Source organism: Mycobacterium sp. NGS22, assembly GCF_059813095.1.
The window spans coordinates 53,936-76,236 of the sequence record NZ_JCALDY010000013.1 but is presented as its reverse complement, the minus strand read 5'-3'; the positions used below and the strand labels follow the sequence as shown (position 1 = coordinate 76,236).

Sequence of the window (22,301 nt, the reverse complement as noted above, 5' to 3'; positions counted from 1 at the left end):
TACGCGGGCGCGGGGTATACACACTTCAACAGCCGAGCCAGGGAGTCATCATGGGTGTCGTCGACGGAGCTTTCCGCACTGTGGGTCGATCGGTGAGTCGCGCCGCGTCCGCGACCACGGCCGCCGCCGGCGCCGTCGGCGGCGCGGCGGTCAACGGCATCGTCGGCGGGGTCAAGGGAGCCGCCGACGGGATTCAGCAAGGCATCAGCGCCGGCAGCAAGTCGACACCCGCGGCCGCGCTGGCCCTCGGTGCCATCGGCGCCGCGGGTCTGGTCGAATGGCCGATCCTGTTGGCGATCGGGGGCGGGGCACTGTTGCTGCGCAAGCTCGGCGACGCACCCGAGCAGCCGGTGGTGCCGACGCCGGCGAAGCTCGCCTCGGTACCCGACGAGCCGCCGGAAAAGCCGGCGAAGTCGACGCCCAAGCCGCCGGCGAAGACGGCGCGGAAGGCCCCGGTCAAGAAGGCGACCGGCCGGCGTGCCGGCAGCACCAACCTGCGCAGCACTAATTGAGTCGGCTGTCGTCAGCCGGTCGCCCAGGTACCGGATGATGAAAAATCGTGATCGGCGTTCGGGTCCGCTGCCACCCGCAACTCGTTGCGCGAGGCATTCACCGACAACTGGCGAGGAGCTTGATGCCGATCGACAACTTCCAGCACCCCGGCCCGCCACAACAGCGCGTACAACTCTGTCAACGGTCCGCGCAGCAACCGGCCGAACGACGAAGCTAACGGGTCGCGCAAGACATCTGTCGTCGTCATAATCCCGACGGTGACCGCACGATCGGGCTCAACGGCAAACCTTCAGTTACCGAAAGGCAAATGATGGCCGAAAAGAGAGATCGCCGCGCTACCTCGCAGCGCGAGGCGGTGGCGCAGATCCGGCAGGGACAGACGTTCGCCGTCAACCTACCGGTGGTGGGCAGGCTGCAGATCCCGCCGCCCGAACAGTTGGCGTATTACGGCGGTATCGCCGCGCTGGCAGCCTTCGAACTGATCGAGTGGCCGGTCGCGCTGGTGATCACCGCCGGACACCTATTAGCCAGCAATCACCACAATCAGCTCCTCCAGGAACTAGGGGAGGCGCTCGAGGACGCCTGACGCGTTTGTCGGATATTGGGGCCGATGCCCCATGCGCCGCTATGGGTTCGGCAGCGACGATTTCCGCACCGTAATCGGTGAGGAGTTCCCAGATGTCGTTTGTCATCGCCGCTCCCGAGATGCTTTCGGCGGCAGCCTCAGACTTCGCAGGTATCGGCTCGGCGCTAAGCGAAGCCAACGCAGTCGCGGCGGCACGCACCACAGCGGTGCTGGCCGCCGGCGCCGACGAGGTGTCGGCGGTCATCGCGGCACTGTTCGGCGACTACGCCCAGCAATACCAGGCGCTCAGCGCGCAGGTCGCGGTGTTCCACGAGCAGTTCGTCGCCACGTTGAACACAGGCGCCGCAGCGTATGCAAGCGCCGAAGCCGCCAACGTCCAGCAGGCAATCCTGGGCACGATCAACGCCCCAACGCTGGCGCTGTTCGGGCGCCCACTGATCGGCGACGGCGCTAACGCCGCTACTCCTGGTGCGGCCGGGGCGCCGGGTGGTTTTCTGCTGGGCAACGGCGGCAGCGGCGCGGCGGGCACTGCGGTCGGTCAGGCAGGTGGCGCCGGCGGGGCGGCCGGACTGATCGGCAACGGCGGAACCGGCGCCCTCGGCGGACCCGGTGGGACTGGGGGCCAAGGCGGTGCCGGCGGCTGGCTGTTCGGCAACGGCGGTCAAGGCGGCAACGGTGGCACGGCCGCATTTCCCGGCAGCCCCGGCGGGCTTGGTGGCAACGGCGGCAACGCCGGACTGTGGGGCGCGGGCGGTAACGCCGGCGCCGGCGGAACGGGCGGCTTTTTGCCGACCGGTGGTGCATCGGGAGGCTCCGGCGGCAACGGAGGAACCGGCGGACTGCTGTATGGCAACGGCGGGGCCGGCGGCACCGGTGGAACTGGTGGCGGCGGCAATACCGCAGGTCCCGGCGGGTTCGGCGGTCTGGGCGGCGACGCCCGACTATTCGGCAACGGTGGAGCAGGTGGCACTGGCGGAAACGCGGCCGGGCCGAGCAGTGTCGGCAACAGCGGTGGCGGTGGCGGGACGGCCGGCAACGCCGGTTTCTTCTTCGGCGACGGCGGCGTCGGTGGATCCGGGGGTTTGGGCAGCGTCGCCACTGCGACCGTCGGCGGAAACGGCGGCGCCGGCGCATTCGGCGGCGTGAGCGGACTGGTTGGTAACGGCGGCGCCGGTGGAAACGGCGGCGACGGCGGCGCCGGCGTGCAGCGCGGCGGCTCGGGCGGCGTGGGCGGATATGGCGGCGACGCCAAATTGATCGGCGGCGGCGGGGCCGGCGGCGACGGCGGATTCAGCGCTCCCGGTGGCTTCCTTGGCGGCACCGGTGGTGCCGGCGGCACCGGTGGCCATAGCGGAGCGATCTGGGGCAGCGGCGGGGCCGGCGGTGCGGGCAGGCCTGGCGGCACGGGCGGGGCGTTGGGTGGTGGCGACGGTGGGGACGGCGGCGACGGCGGCAATGCGGTGGGGCTGTTCGGCAACGGCGGCGACGGCGGGGCAGGCGGTGCCGCCGGCAACACCGTGGGCGCTAATGTCCCCGACCCAGGCACCGGCGGTGCCGGCGGCACCCGCGGAACCGTGCTCGGCGCTCCGGGTGCCGACGGTCCGAACGGCTGACATCGCTGCACGCCGGCCCCGCGCTGCGCTAGCGTGGGAGACGCCCATCAAATCCACGCGGGAGCGCGAACCCGACGCGCTGAGAGGACGGCTGGGGCCGTCGACCGTACGAACCTGACCGGGTAATGCCGGCGTAGGGAGATGCACCATGACCGAACTTCTTTCCAAGACCGTCGACCCGTCTGTGACCACCGGCCCCATCGCCGGCAGCAGCAAGACCTACCGCGAAGTGGACGGGGTCCCTGGAGCCCGGGTGCCGTTCCGCCGCGTGCACCTGTCCACCGGAGACCATTTCGACCTCTACGACACCTCCGGGCCGTACACCGACACCAACGCCGTGATCGACCTGACCGCCGGCCTGCCGCCGCGGCCCGGGGTGATCCGCGACCGCGGCACCCAGCTGCAGCGTGCCCGGGCCGGCGAGATCACCGCCGAGATGGCGTTCATCGCGGTCCGCGAAGGCATGCCCGCCGAACTGGTGCGTGACGAGGTCGCCCGCGGCCGGGCGATCATCCCGGCCAACCACAACCATCCCGAGAGCGAGCCGATGATCATCGGCAAGGCGTTCGCGGTGAAGGTCAACGCGAACATCGGCAACTCGGCGGTGACGTCCTCGATCGCCGAGGAGGTCGACAAGATGGTGTGGGCCACACGCTGGGGCGCGGACACCATCATGGACCTGTCCACCGGCAAGAACATCCACGAGACCCGCGAGTGGATCATGCGCAACTCGCCGGTCCCGGTCGGCACCGTGCCCATCTACCAGGCGCTGGAGAAGGTCAAGGGCGACCCGACCGAACTGACCTGGGAGCTGTACCGCGACACCGTGATCGAGCAGTGCGAGCAGGGCGTGGACTACATGACCGTGCACGCCGGGGTGCTGCTGCGCTACGTCCCGCTGACCGCCAAGCGGGTCACCGGCATCGTGTCCCGCGGCGGGTCGATCATGGCCGCCTGGTGCCTGGCGCACCACCAGGAGTCGTTCCTGTACACCAACTTCGAGGAACTCTGCGACATCCTGGCGCAGTACGACGTCACCTTCTCCCTCGGCGACGGGCTGCGGCCCGGCTCCATCGCCGACGCCAACGACGCCGCCCAGTTCGCCGAGTTGCGCACCCTGGGTGAGTTGACCAAGATCGCCAAATCCCATGGCGTGCAGGTGATGATCGAAGGGCCCGGGCACGTGCCGATGCACAAGATCGTGGAAAACGTCCGGCTGGAAGAGGAATGGTGCGAGGAGGCGCCGTTCTACACGCTGGGGCCGCTGGCCACCGACATCGCTCCCGCCTACGACCACATCACCTCGGCGATCGGCGCGGCCATCATCGCCCAGGCCGGCACCGCGATGCTGTGCTACGTCACCCCCAAGGAGCACCTCGGCCTGCCCGACCGCAAGGACGTCAAGGACGGGGTGATCGCCTACAAGATCGCCGCGCACGCGGGCGACCTGGCCAAGGGCCACCCGCACGCGCAGGAACGCGACAACGCCTTGAGCACAGCACGTTTCGAGTTCCGCTGGAACGACCAGTTCGCGCTGTCGCTGGATCCCGACACCGCGCGGGAGTACCACGACGAGACGCTGCCCGCCGAGCCCGCCAAGACCGCGCACTTCTGCTCCATGTGCGGGCCGAAGTTCTGCTCGATGCGGATCACCCAGGACGTGCGCGACTTCGCCGCCAAGCACGGTCTGGAGACCGAGGAGGACGTCGAGGCCATGCTGGCCGCCGGGATGGAGGAGAAGTCCCGCGAGTTCGCCGACCACGGCAACCGGGTTTATCTCCCGCTGACGCCCACCCAGTGACCTTCCTGCCGGTTCCGGCGCCGGGCACGACGCCGCTGCGGGTACTGACCATCGCCGGGTCCGACTCCGGAGGCGGCGCGGGCATCCAGGCCGACATGCGCACCATGGCCCTACTAGGCGTGCATGCCTGCGTGGCCGTCACCGCGGTCACCGTGCAGAACACCTTGGGAGTCAAGAGCTTTCACGAAGTTCCGCCGGACGTGGTGGCGGGACAGATCGAGGCGGTGGTCGACGACATCGGTGTCCAGGCCGCCAAGACCGGAATGCTGGCGTCGTCGTCGATCATCGAGGCGGTGACCACCACCTGGCGCCGGGTCGAACCGGCGGTGCCGCTGGTAGTCGACCCGGTGTGCGCCTCCATGCACGGCGACCCGCTGCTGGCCCGAGAAGCACTGGATTCGCTTCGCACCCAACTGTTTCCGTTAGCCACCCTGGTGACGCCCAACCTCGACGAGGTGAAGCTGCTGGTCGACATCGAGGTCGTCGACCAGCAGACGCAACACGCGGCGGCCAAGGCTCTGCATGCATTGGGACCGCAGTGGGTGCTGGTCAAGGGTGGGCACTTGCGGTCCTCGGAGCGTAGTTGCGACCTGCTCTATGACGGCGCGGACTGCTACGAATTCGACGCCCCGCGACTGCCGACCGGCAACGACCACGGCGGCGGTGACACGCTGGCCTCGGCGGTGGCGTGCGCGCTGGCCCACGGCCGCACCGTGCCCGATGCGGTCGCTTTCGGAAAAAGCTGGGTGACAGAGTGTTTGCGCGCGGCCTATCCGCTGGGCGGTGGGCACGGGCCCGTCTCGCCCCTGTTCCGGCTGAGCTGATGAACCTCGACCGGATCGCCGGTATCGCCCACGAATCCGACGGCACCCCGTGCGGCGTCGTCGTGCTCACCCACGGTGCCGGCGGAAGCCGGGAATCCCCACTGCTGCAACGGGTCTGCGACGAGTGGGCGCAGCGTGGCTGGCTGGCGGTGCGCTACAACCTGCCCTATCGCCGGCGTCGCCCCAAGGGCCCGCCTTCGGGTTCCGCGGCCACCGATCAGGCCGGGATCGCCGAGGCGATCGAGGTGTGCCGGGGCCTGGCCGACGGGCCGCTGATCGCCGGCGGCCATTCGTACGGCGGCCGGCAGACGTCCATGGTGGTGGCCGGACCGGCGGCGCCGGACACGAAGGTAGACGTGCTGACCCTGTTCTCCTATCCGGTGCATCCGCCGGGCAAACCGGAACGCATGCACACCGAGCACCTGCCGGACATCGCGGTGCCGACGGTGTTCACCCACGGCACCTCGGATCCGTTCGGCACGATCGCCGAATTGCGGCATGCCGCAGCGCTGATCCCCGCCGCGACCGAGATCGTCGAGATCACCGGCGCGCGCCACGACCTGGCGTCGAAGACTCTCGACGTCGCCGCTCTAGCGGTTGCCGCGGCGCTTCGGCTTCTGGATCTCAGCGGGGCCCAAAAAGGGTGACTTCCATCAACTTTCGCACGCAGGCCTGCAGGTAGGCGGACTCTTCGGCACGGATGCCGGCCGGCACCATGCGGCCCAGGTCGACCGTCAGCGCCATCGCGGCGTGCACCAGGAACCGCGCCCGTATCGCGGGAAGCGACGGCCGGGCGGCGGTGAGCAGCCGTACCCACGAATCGATGGTCGAGAGTTGCACGTTGTGCAGCAGCAGTTGGTCTGCCGGGGTCAGGTTGACCCGCTCGGTGTAGTACACCTCGGCCAGCTCCGGGTTGGCGAACGACGTCGCCACGTAGGCATCGATCAGCAACGTTAAAGCCTGGCTGGGCTCGGTGAGAGCGCCCAGCACCGGTGCCAGCTGCGCCGAGACCCGGTCGGCCGCGCGACGCAAGCCGGTCGCCAGGATCTCGCACTTGCCGGAGAAATACCGGTAGATCCCCGACACCGGAATCCCTGCGGCCGAGGCGATCTGCGCCATGCTGGTGTCGGTGTATCCCCGGTCTTTGAACAACGCCATCGACGCGTGCAACAACGCCTCGTAGACACCGGCGTCCGCGGCGAAGATCCGCCAGGACGCCGGGCGGGGAAAGACATCGCCGGGCTGCGGGAGGTCCGCGGCCAGCACCGCCGCCGCCGCCGCGCCCAGCACTTCGCGAATGTCGGCGGGCGACATCCGGGCGCGGTGATCGACGATGCTGCCGATCACGCTGAGCGCGCCGGCCGACAGCATCCACCGCTGCCGGGCGGCCAGCCCAGGCCGAACCGCCATGAGCGGCCGCTGAATTCGGCGATTCACCATCTTGAGTTGCTCGGCCAGCGCGGTTTGATCTTCGGCCCTCAGATACCGCGCCTGCCACCGGTAGAGCCCACCGGAGTCACGGTTGTCCAGGGCGGTGTCGATGAGCGCAGCGACGATCTGGTCCAGGTCGGGCTCGTCGTCGAACTCGGTGCAGTCGACGAGTACCTGACTCAGGGCCAGCACCGCACCCCGGAACAGGTCGTACTTGCCCGAGTAGTGGCGATACAGTGCCGGTGCGGACACTCCCACTCTGCCCGCGATGGTCTCCATGCTCACCGCGTGATAACCCTGGGCGCTGAACGCCTCGGCGGCCGCCCGGGCTATCTGGGCCTTGCGATCCTTGGGCCGTCGGCGAATCGTCGGCTCAGCACTGGGAACCGACGCCACCTCCCTCACCGACCTACTGTAGCCCCGGTCGTAACCTCCGAAACCCCGTCGCTACTACCGCACCCGCGGAACCTCCATTAACATAGTGTGAGTTCGAGGGGTGGTCCGATGGGTGGCGGGGCATAGTGTTGGACAGAATTCGCCGGGTGCTCAGCATTGAGCTCTCCGTCGCCCAGCTGCTTGCCCTCGGGATCATGATCGGCACGCCATATTTGTTGGTGGGCACGGTCTGGTCGATGACGCACACCGACCACCTGCGTGAGCTGCAAGGTGCGGACCTGGCCGTTTCGTTCTTGGGGTCGATCGTGTCGTGGCCCGTCCTGTTGTTCTCCAACGTCTGCATGACCTGACCGCGAAAGACCGCACCGCCTAATTAACATCGTCTGGAGAAATTGTGAGCCACCGTCAGCGCTACCTCGCAATCGCCGGCCTGCTGCTGGTACTCGCCGGATTCGCCGCCTTGTGGTTTCCGGTCTACCTGGACCAATACGACCTGTACGGCATCAGGATCAGCTGCGGCAACGGCATCGGTGTCGAGCAGTCGCAGATCTCCCATGACGCGAACGCCTCGACGGCCGGGTGTGGCAACGCGCTGCTGATCCGGCGGGCATGGGCCATCCCGATCCTCGTCATCGGGTGGTCCCTGATCGGCTGGGTCGCGGTGCTGTGGATGCGCAGTGATCCGACGGTGAGCGACGAACCCGAGCATCTGCTGCCGCATCCCGAGATCGGGTGGTCCTAGCCGGCGAGCTACCCCGGGTAGCGGCTGTAGCAACGCTCCATCTCGCCGCCCACGCCGGCCCGGAACGCCGCTATCCGGGTGAACCCGGCCGGCACGCTGACGCCGTCGGCGTCACTGGCCACCATATGGTTGGTGAGCAGCCCGGCGACGGCCTCGTCGAGGTCTCCGGCCGTCAGGATCAGCGAATTCCCCGACGGCAGCTCGATGTTGTCGGCCATCTTGCGGTGCGCGACGCCGGTGAGACATGCGGTGCGAAGCGCGGTCCACGGGCTCTGCATCGGCAGGTTGCGCTCGTGCTGGGCCGCCAGCGCGTACCTGGACATCACGATCGACAGCGCGGTGTCGTCACCCTGGGGCAGGCTGTATTCCCGCTCCCCCGCGACTTTGCCCATCGTCGCCAGCGCGGGCAGGTCGACCGCGATGGTGTTGGTGGCCGGGCAGTACGAGGCGGGCGGGCTGGGTTTCGCATTGGAGCAGCCCCCGGTCTTGAACGACAACGTCGGCGGATTCTTCGGGGAGAAGATCTTGCCCATCAATTCCATCAATGTCTTCAGCGTGTCTTCGGTGATCTCGACCTCACCGGTTTCCGAGGATCCGCTGGTGTCGACCCGCAACGTTGTCGGCAGGTCACCGCGGCGCTGCTCGATCTCGGCTTTGTTGATCGTGGCGCACGCCGAGGTTCCGGTGACGAAACCCATCTGGAAGGCACTCACCCGGTCCAGCGCCGAGCCGTGCTCGTCGTCGTTGGACTCCTCGGCGTCCATCACCGGATCACGGGTGGTGATGATGCCGGCCAGCACGTGATCGAGCCCGTCGGCGGTGCTGAGGGTGAAGCGCGGCGACTTGCCCTCGGCCACGTGGTAGAGGTACACACCGGCAAAGCAGTCCGCTTGCTGTTCGTAGACGATGGTCGGATCTTTGCGGGTGACCAGTTTGGCCATCGCCTGCAGTGCGTGCCCGAATTCGTGAGCCAGCACGCCGTTGACCGACATGTCGCCGAAGTACTGCTTGGCGGTCGGCATGAACACCCCGCGATCCCAGGCGATCAGGTTGCAGCGAGAGGTGAAGAAGGCGTTGACGTTCTGGTAGGTCTCGTTGCGACACACCAACGGACTGCTCGGGTCTTTGGAGTTGTAGGACACCAACTTGTCGACGGGCTTGTACGAACCTTTCAGCGGCGCCTTGTAATTGGCTCTCCAGTACTCCTCGATGTCGTTGATCGACAACAACGACAACTTGTCGATCGCTCCGTTGTCGGTGTTGACCACGGTGCCGGTCGCGGCCGGGGCGTTCGGTTTCGGTCCGCTCGGCCCGTTGGTCGCCGGCAGGCCGCCCACTCGGAACGGGTCGTTGAGGATCGACACCGCCCGACCGTTGACCACCGTCGAACAGCCCGCCACCATGACGACCGCTCCCAGCAACGCCGTCACGGCCCGCACCGACGCGTTCACCCGGCGTGAGCGCAACCTCATTCAACCAACCCCGTCCCCGACCGGCCTGCACACAGCAACTTATTCTAGACACCGCACGGGAACGCGTCGGACCGGCGCGGCACGCGAAAAGACTTGCGGGTCAGGCCATCAACATCGCGGACGCGGTGTCGGCACTATTGGCGGCCCCGACGATGATCGCGAAGATGACCCACAGCACGCCGAGGGCGAGCAATGCCCCACTGATGATGACTCCGGCGAGCGCCATGCCGCGTCCGTCTTGACCGGTCTTCTTGATCTGGCCCAGCGCAACGAGGCCGAACACCAGGCCCAGGATGGTGCCGATGCCGCATAGCCAGCCGAATAGCGAGCACACCAACGAGGCGATCGCCAACCCGTTGGTACCCGCACTCTGCGGGTAGCCGCCGTAGGGACTCGGCGCCGGCGGCGGATAGCCGTAACCGTCGGGAGCGGCGGGCGGTTCGTAGCCGTAACCCCCGGGTGGCGGCGGCGGATACTGGGGCGGTTGTTCCGTCAACGGACCCTCCTACACCAATCACGATGCCGTGTCTGAGAGTTTGCCAGCATCAGGCCACACTCTACTTCCATGGCGCGCGCCGTGACTAGGGCTGCACTACGACACCCGCGTACGATTCCGCTTGGCCCGGGGGTTGACGCCTGTCCACCCCAAAGCCGGGACCGCACAACGGTTTTCACCTGAGCGGCACCGGTGTTCATGCCGCCCGCCGGCACGCGCGCTACCCGGTCATGGCTTGGCGAGCACGTGGCGAATCCGGTCCCCCATACTCGGAACCCCGTTGCGACCGCCGAGATCCTGCGCATACAAGCCGACGGCATAGGCGACGCCGCCGCCCTGGATGCCCAGCGAGGTGCGGTCGATGTGTTCGAGGTTGTCGCCCTTCTGGTGGTAATTGGGGTCGAACGGCTCGTTGGCCGTCCCGCCCCACAACTTGGCCTCCTCGTCGGACTTCTTGGCCTCCGCACCGGCGAACAACCCACCCGACGGGATGCCGGACAGGGTGAACCCGTCGTAGTCGGAGCGGCCGTCGAACGAGGTGTCGCGCGCGGTCTTGCCGGACAGCTTCAGGTAGTTGACCAGCGTGCGCTCGATGCCGGCCGAACCTTCCGGCACCACCGGCTGGCCGCGGGTGTCCAGCGGCAGCGACTGGTCACCGTCATAGGTGAAGTAGCCCGGGTTGGGCGAGGCCAGCATGTCGAAGTTCAGGTACAGCGCGATGTTCTTGAGCGCTTCGATGTCCAGGGACTCGACGTACTTGCGTGAACCGATCAAACCGAGTTCCTCGGCACCCCAGAAACCGAACCGCACCGCGTTGTGCACCTGCGGTGAATTGCCAAGCTGCACCGCGGTTTCCAGGATCGCGGCCACTCCCGAACCGTTGTCGTTGATGCCCGGCCCTTCCGGCACGCTGTCCAGATGCGCGCCGGCCATCACCACGTCGGTCGGTGAGCCGGTCTTGGTTTGCGCGATGACGTTGCGCGCCTTGACATCCTGGGTGTTGGCGGCGAGCTTGACGGTCGCCAGGCCAGCCTTGGTGCGCAGCTGGTAACCGACGGACTTGGTGACGCTGACCACCGGGATCTTCACGTCGGTGTCCGCGCCGAGCGTGCCGCCCATCGCCTGCTCGTCGACGTTGTCGATGACGATCAGCGCGACGGCGCCGCGCTGGGCCGCGGCGTCCTCCTTCTGGGCGAACTGGCAGGCACCGCGGTTGACCACCACCACCGCACCCTGCACCGGCAACCGGTCGTAGTCGTTCGGCGTGCATCCGGGGCTCTCGCCTTCGGGTGCGAACAGCAGCGGTCCCGTCACGCCTTCCGGTCCGGTGCCGCGGCTGTACTCCAGCGCACGGGACTCGGAGTTGAAGTCGCCGACGGCAACCGAGCCCTTCTCGGCGTGGAACACGCGCGCGGTGAACTCCGGTGTGTGCACGTCGAAACCGCTCTTGCGCAACGTTTCGACGACGTAGTCCACGCTCGCCTCGTAGCCGGGGGTGCCTACGGCGCGAGTGCCGTTGTGGGCATTGGCGATCTCCTGCAGCTTGGACAGGTGCGCCATCATCGCGTCGGCGGTGACCTTGTTGCGCATCGTGGTGGCGAACTCGGTCGCGGCTTGGCTGTTGCCCGCTGGTTGCGACTCGTGGGTGCAACGTCCGCAACCGGTGGCAAGCAACGTGATCAGGGTCAGCACCGCGAGCGCGGCGGGAAGCGTCTTCGATTTGTTCAGCATCGCGCCCAGACTAGACGCCTTCGCGCCGTTATCAGACGGACAGTCCCGTGAACGGTGCGAACGGGATATTGCGCACCACGAACCAGGCCACCCACAGCACCAGCGTCACCATCGCCGCCCAGCGGGTGTGTTGCCAACTCTTGATTCGCCGGCCCACCAGCCGGCCGTACGTCCAGGCGAAGTAGGCCCACACCAGCAGTACGACCGCGACCAAGCCCAGCGCGTTGAACCTGATGGCCGCCAACACATCTGCGTGCAGCAAGCTGTAGATCATCCGCAAGCTGCCACAGCCCGGGCAGTCGATTCCCAGCAGCGCTTTGGTCGGGCAGGTCGGCAGCGGGCCGCCCGGTGTGGTCGGGTCGCCGAGCCAGATCGCAGCACAGACCAAGACCGACGCGCCACCGACCAGCAGTGGCGCGCCCAGCCTCAGCGGCTCCGCGGCTTGGCGGACCTCCATGAACTCAACCCGTGCTCAGAACAGCATTGCCGCCAAAGCGCCACTGGTGTCCGGCGCGTTGGACGCGAGCAGGACCGCGAAGACCAGGTAGAGGACGAACAAGATGACCCAGGCGATGACCGACCACTTCACCCACTTCTTGGCCGCATCGGCGGAAGCCTGCGCTTCGGCATGCAGCCCCTGTGCCCACAGCCCAGAAACCTGACTGGCCTTCACGATCGCGACGATTCCGGTCGGCGGGAAGCAGAAGATCGTTGCCAGGATCGCCAACACCAAGTTGTTGTTCGGCGCTTGTCCGCCGGCGGGCTGCTGCGGCGGGTAACCGGGGGGTTGTGTCATGGCGTCTCCAGGTCGAGGGGAGTTAGCTGGCGTGAAGCGAGGCTTACCATACCGGAGACCCGGCCGCACGGCATCACTGAATTTGCGATCGCGCCCATACCCGTTCAGGCCGGCCCACGGCCATCCCGCGGTGTCGCGAATTCGCTTGCAGTCATTGACTTTTCGAGGATCGTCCGGCCGCCGGGTCGCGCACGGATCAGTGCTGTGTCAGACAGTGGCCCATGGAATGGATCGGTGCAGCGCCGCACACCGTACGCCTTTTGGCAAAAACCCTGTTTTCTGGCGAGCCGCGCAAATACACTCCCGATACCGGCACAGCCGCACCATCGGGCCCACAAAACAAAGGAGCACCAAATGCCTCACTTCACGAATCTGTTGCGGACCGCTTCCGCTGCGGCGCTGCTGGCCGGTGTCGGCTACGCGGGCATGGCGACCGCGAACGCCGAACCCAACGAAACCCTTGTCGGCGTCTTGTCCAAGGGCTACTCAACGAGCAACTGCAGCGCCAAGGAGCCGGCCAGTGGGATGGTCGCGGTCTTGGAATGCGGACAGAACTCCACCGAGGGCGGACCCGTCGTCGGCAAGTACATGCTTTTCAGCAACGCGACCGACCTGGCCAGCGCATTCACCGCCAGCATCAAGGACGACACCCTGACCAAGTGTGGCGACGCCCAATCGCCCACCACGTGGACTCAGGGCAATGCCACCTCCCCGTCCGGACAGGTCGCCTGTGGGACCTACCAGGGTCAGGCCGAAGTCATCTGGACCACCGACGCCAAGAACGTGCTGAGCTTTGTCCGGGCGTCCAACACCGACACCGCTCCGCTCTACCAGTGGTGGCGCACCAACGGCTAACCCGTTGAGCTACAACGCTTTCAAGATCAGATCGGCGACGGCCCGCATCCCGGCACCGTTAGGGTGCAGCGGTGCGGGCCGACCCGGTAGCGGCACACCGGGTTTCGTCACCCAGGGCTGCGCCGACCACGCGTGATGCTCGCGGCTGGCCGCCGCGGCTTTAACCAAAGCGCAATCTGTCGCCGCGGCGGCTTGGGCGGTCAGTTGTTCCAGGGCGGTGGCCAGATGCCGCCCCAGTGCGGCATTTTCGTCGGACAGCGGCGACGCCGGCACACCCGCGGGTGGTAGCACGGTCAGGTAGTCGACAAAGAAGATCCGCGCCCGCGGAGCCCGCTCGCGCAGCGAACGACCCACCTCGTACAGCGAATCCGCCACCTCGGACAGCGCCCGGTCGCGGGCGTCCCGATCCAGTAGTTCGGTGATCCAGCCACCCAGCAGCGGCAGGTGCCGCAGCAGCGACGGCAGCGACGCCGCCATCAGCGACGGGATGTAGCCGATGTCGTTGCCCCCGATGGTGACGGTCACCAGTGCCTCCGAACCGTCCAGCGCGGCGATCTGCGGCGGTGCGCCGTGTTGGCGGTCGGTCAGCACATGCGCGGTGGTGGCACCGGAATAGGTGACGTCGGTCAGTTCCAGGCCGGCCTGTTCGGCGACCAGATGCGCGTAGTTGCGGGCCGAACGTCCCGCCCGCCGCGGTGCGCCCGCCGCGCGCGGCCGGATCCCGGGACCGGCCGCCATCGAACTGCCTAGCGCCACATAGCGTTTCATCGGTCGGGGCTGGACGCCTGTGCCCAGAATCGCTTCGGGATCCGACCGGCTCCCCGCGCCAAATGGCCGGCGGTGACCGCCGCCGCCATGGCCGCGGCCATCGCCGGCGGATCGGCCGCCCGGGTGACCGCGGTGGCCAACAGCACAGCGTCGCAACCCAACTCCATGGCCAGCGCGGCGTCGCTGGCGGTGCCGATGCCCGCGTCCAGCACCACCGGGACGCCGGCGCGGGACACGATCATCTCGATGTTGTGCGGGTTGGTGATACCCAGACCGGTCCCGATCGGTGAACCCAGCGGCATCACCGCCGCACATCCGGTGTCCTCCAGGCGCCGGGCCAACGCCGGGTCGTCGTTGGTGTAGGGCAGCACCACGAACCCGTCGTCCACCAATTGTTCTGCCGCCTTTACCAATTCGACCGCATCCGGTAACAGGGTGCGCTCGTCGGCGATCACCTCGAGCTTCACCCAGTTGGTGTCGAGCGCTTCGCGGGCCAGTTGTGCGGTCAGCACCGCTTCGGCCGCGCCGCGGCACCCGGCGGTGTTGGGCAACGGCGTGATGCCGAGCCGGTTGAGCAGGTCCAGCAGTCCGGTGCCACCTTCGGCGTCCACCCGCCGGATCGCGACGGTGGTCAATTCGGTGCCCGACGCCGTCAGCGCCTCCTCGAGCACCGCCAGGTTGCCTGCGCCCCCGGTACCCATGATGAGTCGTGAGGCGAAACTACGATCCGCGATCGTCAGTTTGTCAACCACCCTGCACCGCCGTCACTACGTCGATTCGGGCACCGTCGAACAGCGTTGTCGCCCAGTTGGACCGCGGCAACAACGAGGAATCCAGCGCCACCGCGATACCCCGGTCCGGAAAGCCCATCGAGGCCAACAGATTGGCCACGGTGGTCTGCGGGTCGACCTCGACCCGGCGTTCGTTGACAAGCACGATCATCAGCGGACTCCCACCGGAATGAGTTGCGACACAATCTGTTCGGCCGTCCACGGCGCCAGCAGGAACCCGGACCTGCCGTGACCGGTGGCGACCAGCGTGCGGTCGTCCAGGCGTTGCACAATGGGCAGGTTGTCCGGCGTCATCGGGCGCAGACCCGCGGCGCACTCGGCCAGTTCGTACTCACCCAGCGCCGGCAGCACCGCGCACGCGTCGTCGAGCAGGTCGCGCACCCCCGACACCACCGGGGCCGTGTCGCGGCCGTGCTCGTACTGGGTGGCGCCCACCACCACGCCGTCGGCGCGCGGCACCAGGTAAACCTGCCGGCCGTGCACCCGCGCTCGAATGACCCGCTGCGGCAACGGCATACAACCCTTTCGCCAGCGCAGCCGCAGCACCTCGCCCTTCACCGGCCGCACCGGCAGGCCGGGCCACAACGCGGGTGCGTCGATGCCGTTGGCGATCACCACCGTGTCACCCTCGGCGGCGCCCAGCGCGGTGACCGGTCCGGCCCACCGGACTTCGAGTCGCGCGCAGTCAGCGACCAGCGCGTCGAGAACCGCGCGGTTGTCCACCGCCAGTTCGGTCGGAGCCCGAAACCCGTGCCGGATGCCCTGGGCCAGCAGCGGTTCGACGTCGCGGGCGGCGGACTCCCAGACCACGGGGTGCCCCTGCTGGGACAGCCAGTCCGCCACGGTCCGCAGGTCGGCGACGTCGGCCCGGTCGACCGCCACCACCAGCGATTCGCGCGCGGTCACCACCTGCGGGTCCAGTCCGTCCAGGAATCCGCCGTCGCGCCACAACCGCAGCGACTCCAGCCCCAGCCGCAACAACCGTTCCTCGCCGGGCCAGCCTTCGCTGTGCGGGGCCAGCATGCCGCCGGCGACCCACGAGGCGCCGCGCTCGCCGTTGGCGTGCAGCGTCACCGACAACCCGGCCTGCGCGGCCCGGCGTGCCACCGACAGGCCGATGACACCGCCGCCGATCACGGCCAGAGACTGCATCCTGTGCTCCCTTCGCCGGCATGACCCGGATCAGGTGTGACGGTAAGGACAGGTCCGTTGGCGGCAGTGTCCACTCTCAGCCCCGCTCACTACCCGGGACTCCCGTGCGTTGTCGTGTGTTTCCAACGTTCCACGCTAGCGCGCTAACGTCGCGGTGTGCACCAACCCTTGCTGCAGAACGCCCGGTTGTACCTGTGCACCGACGCCCGGCGCGAGCGCGGCGACCTCGCCGAGTTCGCCGACGCGGCCCTGGCCGGCGGGGTGGACATCATCCAGCTGCGCGACAAGGGTTCGCCCGGTGAGCAGCGCTTCGGCCCGCTGGAAGCGCTCGACGAACTGGCCGCCTGCGAGGTCCTGGCCGACGCCGCCCGCCGGCACGGCGCCCTGTTCGCCGTCAACGACCGCGCCGACATCGCCCGCGCGGCCGGAGCCGACGTGCTGCATCTGGGCCAACGCGACCTGCCCCTGCAGATCGCTCGCGACATCGTCGGACCCGGGCCGGTCATCGGGCTGTCCAGCCACGCACCCGACGAGACCGCAGCGGCGGCGCGTTCCATGGCCGACTACTTCTGCGTCGGCCCGTGCTGGCCCACCCCCACCAAACCGGGCCGCGCCGCGCCGGGCCTGGACCTGGTCCGTTACGCCGCCGGATTGGCCACCGACAAGCCGTGGTTCGCCATCGGCGGCATCGATCAGCGGCGCCTGCCCGAGGTACTGGACGCCGGCGCCCGCCGGGTCGTGGTGGTGCGCGCCATCACCGCGGCCGAGGATCCGAAAGCGGCCGCTGAGGCGCTCAGCTCAGCGCTGGCCGCACCGCCCCGTCCAGCGTGAATCCCACGACACCCGCACGGCGCGTCGCGTCGCGCAGTTCACGCTCGCAGCGGCAGCGTTGCCAGAACGGCGCGCAGCTCTTGCCAGCTGGCGGCAAACCCCGGGTGTAGCGGCAGGCTGGCCACCTCGTCCTCACTCACCCAGCGCATCTCCGCGCTTTCGTGGTTGGGGACGGTCTCCAGCATCTCCTCGGCGTCGGCGATCACGGTCGTGTAATGCCAGTCGATGCCTTTGCGGCCGGCGACCTCGGCCGTGACCATCGCAACCCGCACCGTCAGCCGCCGGCCGTCCACGCCCGCCTCTTCGTACGCCTCCCGCACCGCGGTCTCTTCCGGGGTCTCGTGGCTGTCGCGGGCACCGCCGGGCAAACCCCAGGTGCCACCCTGATGACTCCAGGCCGCTCGATGCTGCAGCAGGACCACGGGACTGCCGTCGTGCCGGGGCGCCCGCAACAACAGGCCGGCCGCACCGAATCTGCCCCAGTAGTGCCGGCCGTGCTCGGATATCACCCATCCGTCGCCGTCGCCCCGCACTGAATCAGGATAGGCATGCGGTAATTCGCCTCGCCTCCCCACATCCGCTGCGAGATGCTCATAAACTTTCGCTTATACGGGTTCGTGAGATGGCCGAAAGATGAGGGCTGAGCAGAAGTGACGGTTGAGCTGGCGCATCCGTCTACCGAGCCGCTGGGATCGCGCTCGCCCGCCGAACCCGCCCATCCACGCTGGTGGTTCATCTCCACCACCCCCGGGCGCATCCTGTCCATCGGCATCGTGCTGGCCGCGCTCGGCGTCTCCAGTGCCTTCGCCACCTCGACCACGATCAACCACCGCCAGCAGGTGCTGACCACGGTGCTCGACCACACCGAGCCGCTGTCGTTCGCGGCTGGGCGGCTCTACACCACGCTGTCGGTGGCCGATGCCGCGGCAGCCACCGCGTTCATCGCCCAGTCCGAACCGCGAGCGGTCCGGCTGCGTTACGAGCAGGCCATCACCGACGCCGCGGTGGCGGTGACCAGGGCGTCCAGCGGCCTGACCGACGAGTCGCTGGTGCAGCTGCTGGGCCGGATCAACGCCGAACTCGCGGTGTACACCGGGCTGGTCGAGACCGCGCGCACCAACAACCGGGCCGGCAACCCCGTCGGATCGTCGTACCTGTCGGAGGCGTCGGGGTTGATGCAGTCGCGCATCCTGCCCGACGCACAGCGGCTCTACCAGGCGACGTCGGCCCGGGTGGACAGCGAAACCACGGCGTCCACCGAAATCCCGGCTCCCGTCATCCTGGTGGTCGCCACCACCGTCGTGTTCGGCGCGTTCGCGCACCGGTGGCTGGCCCGGCGCACCCGGCGCCGCGTCAACCCCGGCCTGGTCGTCGGGGGTCTCGGTATCCTCGTCATGGTGGTATGGGTCGGGACCGCGTTGACTATTTCCACCACTGCGAGCCGCAGTGCGAAAGACACTGCCGCCGAGTCGTTGAAAACCGTCACCAACCTGGCCATCACCGCCCAGCAGGCCCGCGCCGACGAGACGTTGTCGCTGATCCGCCGCGGCGACGAAGAGGTTCGCAAGCGGGCGTTCTACCAGCGTATCGACGCCATGCACCGCCAGCTCGACGCGTACATGGCCCGCAATGACGCCGTCGACAAGGTCGATCTGCAGGGCGCCGAGCAGCTGCTGGATCGCTGGCAGCAGGCCAACGACCGGATCAACGCCTACATCTCGGTCGGCAACTACCGGTCGGCCACCCAGGTGGCGTTGGGCAAGAACGAGGACGACTCCACCCCGGCCTTCGACAAGCTGGACGAGGCGCTCACCAAGGCCATCGAGCAAAGCCGTAATCATCTGCGCAACGACGTGCTCAACGCGAAGCGTGGCCTGGCCGGGGCGCAGATCGGTGCGGTGGTGCTGAGCCTGGGCGCGGCGATCGCGGTCGCGCTGGGGCTGTGGCCGCGACTGAAAGAGTATCGGTGATGAGGCGCCTGCTCGTCTTGGTCGCGGCGGCGGTGTTGCTGGTCGGCTGCGGTCACTCCGAACCGTTGAAAGTCGAGGCGATCCCCACGCTGCCGCCGCCGACACCGGTGGGCATGCAGGAATTGCCGATGGAGACCCCGCTGCCGCCGGATACCACCAGCCAGGACTGCAATCCCACCGCCAGCCTGCGCCCGTTCCCCAACAAAGCCGACGCTGACGCCGCCGTGGCCAACATCCGCACCCGCGGCCGGCTGATCGTCGGGCTGGACATCGGCAGCAACCTGTTCAGCTTCCGGGACCCCATCACCGGCGACATCACCGGCTTCGACGTCGACATCGCCGGGGAGGTGGCACGCGACATCTTCGGCGGGCCCAACCACGTCGAATACCGGATCCTGTCGGCCGACGAGCGCATCACCGCGCTGCAGCGCTCGCAGGTCGACATCGTCGTCAAAACCATGACCATCACCTGCGAGCGCCGCAAGCTGGTCAACTTCTCCACCGTCTACCTCGACGCCAGCCAGCGCATCCTGGCCCCGCGGGATTCCTCGATCAGCAAGGCGGCGGACCTGTCCGGGAAGCGGGTCTGCGTGGCCCGCGGCACCACCTCGCTGCGCCGGGTCCGCGAGATCGCGCCGCCGCCGGTCATCGTGTCGGTGGTGAACTGGGCCGACTGTCTGGTGGCGATGCAGCAACGCCAGATCGACGCGGTGTCCACCGACGACACGATCCTGGCCGGGTTGGTCGGCGAAGACCCGTCGCTGCGCATCGTCGGGCCGAACATGGCCACCCAGCCCTATGGCATCGGGATCAACCTGGACAACACCGGACTGGTCCGGTTCGTCAACGGCACCCTGGAACGCATCCGGAACGACGGCACCTGGAACACCTTGTACCGCAAGTGGTTGACGGACCTGGGCCCCGCGCCACTGCCGCCCCAACCGAAGTACGTGGACTGATGGGCAAGCCGGCGCAGCAAGACCAGCGGGACGAACTCGACCAGGACACCGCCGCCGAACCGGCTTACCAGCCGGAGGACGTGCAGACGGGTGCGACCGCCACGACGGGCCAGCCGCAGGCCACGCAGGCGTTGTTCCGGCCCGATTTCGACGACGACGATGACGACGACTCCGCCTGGACGCTGGGCTCCATAGACACCCAGCCGCAGGACCGCCTGGCCGGGGCGACGCGGTCGTTGCCGCCGGTCCGACAGCTCGGCGGCGGACTGGTGGAGATCCCGCGGGTGCCGGACATCGACCCGCTCAAAGCGCTGATGGAAAACCCGGTCGTCCCGGAGTCCAAGCGCTTCTGCTGGAACTGCGGGCGGCCGGTCGGGCGGTCGGGCTCGGAGGGCGAAGGCGCGTCGGAGGGTTGGTGCCCGTATTGCGGCAGCCCGTATTCCTTTGTGCCACAGTTGAATCCGGGCGACATCATCGCCGGCCAGTACGAGGTCAAGGGTTGCATCGCGCACGGCGGCCTGGGCTGGGTCTACCTCGCCGTAGACCACAACGTCAACGACCGGCCGGTGGTGCTCAAAGGCCTGGTGCATTCCGGTGACGCCGAGGCGCAGGCGATCGCGATGGCCGAGCGACAGTTCCTGGCCGAGGTCGTGCACCCCTCGATCGTGCAGATCTTCAACTTCGTCGAGCACAACGACAAGCACGGCGACCCGGTCGGCTACATCGTCATGGAGTACATCGGCGGGCAGTCGCTCAAGCGCAGCCGCAAGAACGGCAAGACCGAGAAGCTGCCGGTTTCCGAGGCGATCGCCTACATCCTGGAGATCCTGCCCGCCCTGAGCTATCTGCATTCCATCGGCTTGGTCTACAACGACCTGAAGCCGGAGAACATCATGCTCACCGAGGAGCAGCTGAAGCTGATCGACCTCGGCGCGGTGTCGCGGATCAACTCGTTCGGCTACCTGTACGGCACGCCTGGCTACCAGGCGCCCGAGATCGTGCGGACCGGCCCGACCATCTGCACCGACATCTACACCGTGGGGCGCACGCTGGCGGCGTTGACGCTGAATCTGCGCACCCGCAACGGGCGTTACGTGGACGGGCTGCCAGACGACGACCCGGTGCTGACCGAGTACGACTCCTTCGGCCGGTTGCTGCGCCGGGCCATCGACCCCGACCCGCGGCGGCGGTTCGCCAGCGCCGACGAGATGTCCGCGCAGCTGATGGGTGTGCTGCGTGAGGTGGTGGCCCAGGACACCGGGGTGCCCCGGCCCGGGTTGTCGACGATCTTCAGTCCCAGCCGCTCGACGTTCGGGGTGGACCTGCTGGTGGCGCACACCGACGTGTACCTGGACGGGCAGGTGCATTCGGAGAAGCTGACCGCCAAGGAGATCGTGACGGCGCTGTCGGTGCCGCTGGTCGATCCGGCCGACGTCGCCGCGCCGGTGCTGCAGGCCACGGTGCTGTCGCAGCCGGTGCAGACGTTGGACTCGTTGCGGGCCGCGCGGCACGGCTCGCTGGACGCCGACGGTGCCGACGTGTCCGAGTCGGTGGAACTGCCGCTGATGGAGGTCCGCGCGCTGCTGGACCTGGGTGACGTCAGCAAGGCGACGCGCAAGCTCAACGACCTGGCCGAGCGGGTCGGCTGGCAGTGGCGCCTGGTGTGGTACCGCGCGGTGGCGGAGTTGCTCACCGGCGATTACGACTCGGCCATCCGGGATTTCGCCGACGTGCTGGACACCTTCCCGGGGGAGCTGGCGCCCAAGCTTGCGCTGGCCGCGACCGCCGAGTTGGCCTCGCAGCCCGACGAGCAGAACTTCTACCGGCGGGTGTGGGGGACCAACGACGGCGTGATCTCGGCGGCTTTCGGATTGGCCAGATCCCTCTCGGCCGCCGGTGATCGCAACGGTGCGGTGCGGGTGCTCGACGAAGTACCGCCCACCTCAAGGCATTTCACCACCGCCCGACTGACCAGCGCGGTGACGCTGCTGTCCGGGCGGTCGCAGAACGAGATCACCGAGGAACAGATCCGCGACGCCGCGCGCCGGGTGGAAGCGCTGCCGGCCACCGAGCCACGCGTCCTGCAGATCCGCGCGCTGGTGCTGGGCGGCGCGATGGACTGGTTGCAGGACAACCGGGCCAATAATCAAGCCAGCACCAATCACATCCTGGGCTTCCCGTTCACCGACCACGGTCTGCGGTTGGGTGTGGAGGCGTCACTGCGCAACCTGGCACGTGTGGCGCCGACCCAGCGGCACCGGTACACGCTTGTGGACATGGCCAATAACGTGCGGCCGATCAGCACTTTCTAGTCGCCACCGTGGCGCTTCACCCTCGACCGCTGGGCGTTGCGCGTGAACCCTGGGCGTTGCGCGTGAAGCCTGGGCGAAGATCCGCCGATTTCCCCGCCCTACGTTCACTCCGAAAACCCTGACTTCACAACCAAAGCCAAGTACTCACACTCTACCGCTGTTCAGGAGCGCTCCCGCGTTGCGCGTGAAGCCTGGGCGTTGCGCGTGAAGCCTGGGCGTTGCGCGTGAACCCTGGGCGAAGATCCGCCGATTTCCCCGCCCT

25 protein-coding genes and 1 riboswitch are annotated in these 22,301 nt (G+C 68.1%); of the genes, 13 read left to right on the top strand and 12 right to left on the bottom strand.

The features are described 5' to 3' along the window. The first annotated feature begins 50 nt into the window (after positions 1 to 50). Positions 51 to 512, top strand: coding sequence for a hypothetical protein (locus tag AC5Y47_RS14415; RefSeq protein WP_499944680.1), 462 nt, complete (start codon positions 51 to 53; stop codon positions 510 to 512). Positions 513 to 523: 11 nt separating this feature from the next. Here the strand turns inward: AC5Y47_RS14415 and AC5Y47_RS14410 are convergent, their stop codons facing one another. Next, on the bottom strand, positions 524 to 760 hold the full coding sequence (locus tag AC5Y47_RS14410; RefSeq protein ID WP_499944679.1) for an Rv1535 domain-containing protein: 237 nt from the start codon (positions 758 to 760) through the stop codon (positions 524 to 526). A 60-nt stretch (positions 761 to 820) separates the two neighbouring features. Between AC5Y47_RS14410 and AC5Y47_RS14405 the strand changes: the two genes are divergently transcribed. From AC5Y47_RS14405 to AC5Y47_RS14385, 5 genes are all read left to right on the top strand, one after another. Then, positions 821 to 1,099: a hypothetical protein gene (locus AC5Y47_RS14405; protein ID WP_499944678.1), complete on the top strand. Its 279-nt coding sequence runs from the start codon at positions 821 to 823 to the stop codon at positions 1,097 to 1,099. Positions 1,100 to 1,191: 92 nt separating this feature from the next. Further along, positions 1,192 to 2,712 carry a PE family protein gene (locus tag AC5Y47_RS14400; RefSeq protein ID WP_499944676.1) on the top strand — a complete coding sequence of 507 codons (1,521 nt, stop codon included), beginning with the start codon at positions 1,192 to 1,194 and terminating at the stop codon, positions 2,710 to 2,712. Between the two features lie 47 nt (positions 2,713 to 2,759). After that, a riboswitch (TPP riboswitch) is annotated at positions 2,760 to 2,870 on the top strand. Further along, positions 2,861 to 4,513: a phosphomethylpyrimidine synthase ThiC gene (gene thiC, locus AC5Y47_RS14395; protein ID WP_499944675.1), complete on the top strand. Its 1,653-nt coding sequence runs from the start codon at positions 2,861 to 2,863 to the stop codon at positions 4,511 to 4,513. It overlaps the preceding riboswitch by 10 nt. Further along, a complete protein-coding gene (thiD, locus tag AC5Y47_RS14390) occupies positions 4,510 to 5,337 on the top strand; it encodes a bifunctional hydroxymethylpyrimidine kinase/phosphomethylpyrimidine kinase (protein ID WP_499944674.1) in 828 nt (275 codons plus the stop codon). The genes thiC and thiD overlap by 4 nt, the downstream gene beginning before the upstream one ends. Continuing rightward, positions 5,337 to 5,984, top strand: a complete 648-nt coding sequence (locus tag AC5Y47_RS14385; protein ID WP_499944673.1) for an alpha/beta hydrolase family protein — start codon at positions 5,337 to 5,339, stop codon at positions 5,982 to 5,984. The genes thiD and AC5Y47_RS14385 overlap by 1 nt, the downstream gene beginning before the upstream one ends. Here the strand turns inward: AC5Y47_RS14385 and AC5Y47_RS14380 are convergent. Then, the gene (locus tag AC5Y47_RS14380; protein ID WP_499944775.1) at positions 5,962 to 7,134 is read right to left on the bottom strand and encodes a TetR/AcrR family transcriptional regulator; all 1,173 of its coding nucleotides are present in this window, start codon (positions 7,132 to 7,134) and stop codon (positions 5,962 to 5,964) included. The two genes, AC5Y47_RS14385 and AC5Y47_RS14380, sit on opposite strands and share 23 nt — an antisense overlap. A 155-nt stretch (positions 7,135 to 7,289) precedes the next feature. Here AC5Y47_RS14380 and AC5Y47_RS14375 point away from each other — a divergent pair, with 155 nt between their 5' ends. Both AC5Y47_RS14375 and AC5Y47_RS14370 read left to right on the top strand, forming a co-directional pair. Continuing rightward, a complete protein-coding gene (locus AC5Y47_RS14375) occupies positions 7,290 to 7,514 on the top strand; it encodes a hypothetical protein (protein WP_499944672.1) in 225 nt (74 codons plus the stop codon). Positions 7,515 to 7,558: 44 nt separating this feature from the next. After that, positions 7,559 to 7,906 carry a hypothetical protein gene (locus AC5Y47_RS14370; protein ID WP_499944671.1) on the top strand — a complete coding sequence of 116 codons (348 nt, stop codon included), beginning with the start codon at positions 7,559 to 7,561 and terminating at the stop codon, positions 7,904 to 7,906. A gap of 8 nt (positions 7,907 to 7,914) precedes the next feature. Here AC5Y47_RS14370 and AC5Y47_RS14365 read toward each other — a convergent pair whose 3' ends face one another. The 5 genes from AC5Y47_RS14365 to AC5Y47_RS14345 all read right to left on the bottom strand — a co-directional run bounded on the left by AC5Y47_RS14365 (position 7,915) and on the right by AC5Y47_RS14345 (position 12,401). Next, positions 7,915 to 9,378, bottom strand: a complete 1,464-nt coding sequence (locus AC5Y47_RS14365) for a neutral zinc metallopeptidase (RefSeq protein WP_499944670.1) — start codon at positions 9,376 to 9,378, stop codon at positions 7,915 to 7,917. A 100-nt stretch (positions 9,379 to 9,478) separates the two neighbouring features. Then, positions 9,479 to 9,874: a DUF4190 domain-containing protein gene (locus AC5Y47_RS14360; protein WP_499944669.1), complete on the bottom strand. Its 396-nt coding sequence runs from the start codon at positions 9,872 to 9,874 to the stop codon at positions 9,479 to 9,481. A gap of 228 nt (positions 9,875 to 10,102) precedes the next feature. Further along, the gene (locus AC5Y47_RS14355; protein ID WP_499944668.1) at positions 10,103 to 11,605 is read right to left on the bottom strand and encodes a M28 family metallopeptidase; all 1,503 of its coding nucleotides are present in this window, start codon (positions 11,603 to 11,605) and stop codon (positions 10,103 to 10,105) included. Between the two features lie 31 nt (positions 11,606 to 11,636). Then, positions 11,637 to 12,062 (bottom strand): DUF2752 domain-containing protein, encoded by a 426-nt coding sequence (locus AC5Y47_RS14350; protein WP_499944667.1) that lies wholly within the window; start codon positions 12,060 to 12,062, stop codon positions 11,637 to 11,639. Between the two features lie 15 nt (positions 12,063 to 12,077). Further along, positions 12,078 to 12,401, bottom strand: a complete 324-nt coding sequence (locus AC5Y47_RS14345) for a CD225/dispanin family protein (protein WP_499944666.1) — start codon at positions 12,399 to 12,401, stop codon at positions 12,078 to 12,080. 354 nt (positions 12,402 to 12,755) lie between these two features. Between AC5Y47_RS14345 and AC5Y47_RS14340 the strand changes: the two genes are divergently transcribed. Continuing rightward, positions 12,756 to 13,256 (top strand): serine/threonine protein kinase, encoded by a 501-nt coding sequence (locus AC5Y47_RS14340; RefSeq protein WP_499944665.1) that lies wholly within the window; start codon positions 12,756 to 12,758, stop codon positions 13,254 to 13,256. Between the two features lie 9 nt (positions 13,257 to 13,265). Here the strand turns inward: AC5Y47_RS14340 and AC5Y47_RS14335 are convergent, their stop codons facing one another. Genes AC5Y47_RS14335 through thiO form a run of 4 tightly spaced genes read right to left on the bottom strand, consistent with a single transcriptional unit; the run spans position 13,266 to position 15,967 of the window. Continuing rightward, positions 13,266 to 14,024, bottom strand: coding sequence for an SGNH/GDSL hydrolase family protein (locus AC5Y47_RS14335; protein WP_499944664.1), 759 nt, complete (start codon positions 14,022 to 14,024; stop codon positions 13,266 to 13,268). Next, complete coding sequence (locus tag AC5Y47_RS14330; protein ID WP_499944774.1) at positions 14,021 to 14,725, bottom strand: thiazole synthase; 705 nt, start codon at positions 14,723 to 14,725, stop codon at positions 14,021 to 14,023. The genes AC5Y47_RS14335 and AC5Y47_RS14330 overlap by 4 nt, the downstream gene beginning before the upstream one ends. Before the next feature lie 43 nt (positions 14,726 to 14,768). Further along, positions 14,769 to 14,966 (bottom strand): sulfur carrier protein ThiS, encoded by a 198-nt coding sequence (thiS, locus tag AC5Y47_RS14325; RefSeq protein ID WP_499944663.1) that lies wholly within the window; start codon positions 14,964 to 14,966, stop codon positions 14,769 to 14,771. Then, a complete protein-coding gene (gene thiO, locus AC5Y47_RS14320) occupies positions 14,966 to 15,967 on the bottom strand; it encodes a glycine oxidase ThiO (protein WP_499944662.1) in 1,002 nt (333 codons plus the stop codon). The genes thiS and thiO overlap by 1 nt, the downstream gene beginning before the upstream one ends. A 156-nt stretch (positions 15,968 to 16,123) precedes the next feature. On the opposite strand from thiO, the gene thiE reads away from it, so the two are divergent. Continuing rightward, positions 16,124 to 16,798 carry a thiamine phosphate synthase gene (thiE, locus tag AC5Y47_RS14315; RefSeq protein ID WP_499944661.1) on the top strand — a complete coding sequence of 225 codons (675 nt, stop codon included), beginning with the start codon at positions 16,124 to 16,126 and terminating at the stop codon, positions 16,796 to 16,798. Positions 16,799 to 16,836: 38 nt separating this feature from the next. Here the strand turns inward: thiE and AC5Y47_RS14310 are convergent, their stop codons facing one another. Next, positions 16,837 to 17,331 carry an NUDIX hydrolase gene (locus AC5Y47_RS14310; RefSeq protein ID WP_499944660.1) on the bottom strand — a complete coding sequence of 165 codons (495 nt, stop codon included), beginning with the start codon at positions 17,329 to 17,331 and terminating at the stop codon, positions 16,837 to 16,839. Between the two features lie 117 nt (positions 17,332 to 17,448). On the opposite strand from AC5Y47_RS14310, the gene glnX reads away from it, so the two are divergent. Genes glnX through AC5Y47_RS14295 form a run of 3 tightly spaced genes read left to right on the top strand, consistent with a single transcriptional unit; the run spans position 17,449 to position 22,039 of the window. Next, the gene (glnX, locus tag AC5Y47_RS14305; RefSeq protein ID WP_499944659.1) at positions 17,449 to 18,768 is read left to right on the top strand and encodes a protein kinase G-activating protein GlnX; all 1,320 of its coding nucleotides are present in this window, start codon (positions 17,449 to 17,451) and stop codon (positions 18,766 to 18,768) included. Further along, positions 18,768 to 19,727: a glutamate ABC transporter substrate-binding protein gene (locus tag AC5Y47_RS14300; protein ID WP_499944658.1), complete on the top strand. Its 960-nt coding sequence runs from the start codon at positions 18,768 to 18,770 to the stop codon at positions 19,725 to 19,727. Before glnX ends, AC5Y47_RS14300 begins: the two co-directional genes overlap by 1 nt. Further along, the gene (locus AC5Y47_RS14295) at positions 19,727 to 22,039 is read left to right on the top strand and encodes a serine/threonine-protein kinase PknG (RefSeq protein WP_499944657.1); all 2,313 of its coding nucleotides are present in this window, start codon (positions 19,727 to 19,729) and stop codon (positions 22,037 to 22,039) included. Before AC5Y47_RS14300 ends, AC5Y47_RS14295 begins: the two co-directional genes overlap by 1 nt. Positions 22,040 to 22,301: the final 262 nt, after the last annotated feature.

What these genes read in the sequence shown, in the direction of transcription:
- AC5Y47_RS14415 (WP_499944680.1), top strand. Translation starts at nt 51, where the DNA reads ATGGGTGTCGTCGACGGAGCTTTCCGCACTGTGGGTCGATCGGTGAGT.
- AC5Y47_RS14410 (WP_499944679.1), bottom strand. Translation starts at nt 760, where the DNA reads ATGACGACGACAGATGTCTTGCGCGACCCGTTAGCTTCGTCGTTCGGC.
- AC5Y47_RS14405 (WP_499944678.1), top strand. Translation starts at nt 821, where the DNA reads ATGATGGCCGAAAAGAGAGATCGCCGCGCTACCTCGCAGCGCGAGGCG.
- AC5Y47_RS14400 (WP_499944676.1), top strand. Translation starts at nt 1,192, where the DNA reads ATGTCGTTTGTCATCGCCGCTCCCGAGATGCTTTCGGCGGCAGCCTCA.
- thiC (WP_499944675.1), top strand. Translation starts at nt 2,861, where the DNA reads ATGACCGAACTTCTTTCCAAGACCGTCGACCCGTCTGTGACCACCGGC.
- AC5Y47_RS14385 (WP_499944673.1), top strand. Translation starts at nt 5,337, where the DNA reads ATGAACCTCGACCGGATCGCCGGTATCGCCCACGAATCCGACGGCACC.
- AC5Y47_RS14365 (WP_499944670.1), bottom strand. Translation starts at nt 9,378, where the DNA reads ATGAGGTTGCGCTCACGCCGGGTGAACGCGTCGGTGCGGGCCGTGACG.
- AC5Y47_RS14355 (WP_499944668.1), bottom strand. Translation starts at nt 11,605, where the DNA reads ATGCTGAACAAATCGAAGACGCTTCCCGCCGCGCTCGCGGTGCTGACC.
- AC5Y47_RS14350 (WP_499944667.1), bottom strand. Translation starts at nt 12,062, where the DNA reads ATGGAGGTCCGCCAAGCCGCGGAGCCGCTGAGGCTGGGCGCGCCACTG.
- AC5Y47_RS14345 (WP_499944666.1), bottom strand. Translation starts at nt 12,401, where the DNA reads ATGACACAACCCCCCGGTTACCCGCCGCAGCAGCCCGCCGGCGGACAA.
- AC5Y47_RS14340 (WP_499944665.1), top strand. Translation starts at nt 12,756, where the DNA reads ATGCCTCACTTCACGAATCTGTTGCGGACCGCTTCCGCTGCGGCGCTG.
- AC5Y47_RS14335 (WP_499944664.1), bottom strand. Translation starts at nt 14,024, where the DNA reads ATGAAACGCTATGTGGCGCTAGGCAGTTCGATGGCGGCCGGTCCCGGG.
- AC5Y47_RS14330 (WP_499944774.1), bottom strand. Translation starts at nt 14,725, where the DNA reads ATGGGTACCGGGGGCGCAGGCAACCTGGCGGTGCTCGAGGAGGCGCTG.
- thiS (WP_499944663.1), bottom strand. Translation starts at nt 14,966, where the DNA reads ATGATCGTGCTTGTCAACGAACGCCGGGTCGAGGTCGACCCGCAGACC.
- thiO (WP_499944662.1), bottom strand. Translation starts at nt 15,967, where the DNA reads ATGCAGTCTCTGGCCGTGATCGGCGGCGGTGTCATCGGCCTGTCGGTG.
- AC5Y47_RS14300 (WP_499944658.1), top strand. Translation starts at nt 18,768, where the DNA reads ATGAGGCGCCTGCTCGTCTTGGTCGCGGCGGCGGTGTTGCTGGTCGGC.
- AC5Y47_RS14295 (WP_499944657.1), top strand. Translation starts at nt 19,727, where the DNA reads ATGGGCAAGCCGGCGCAGCAAGACCAGCGGGACGAACTCGACCAGGAC.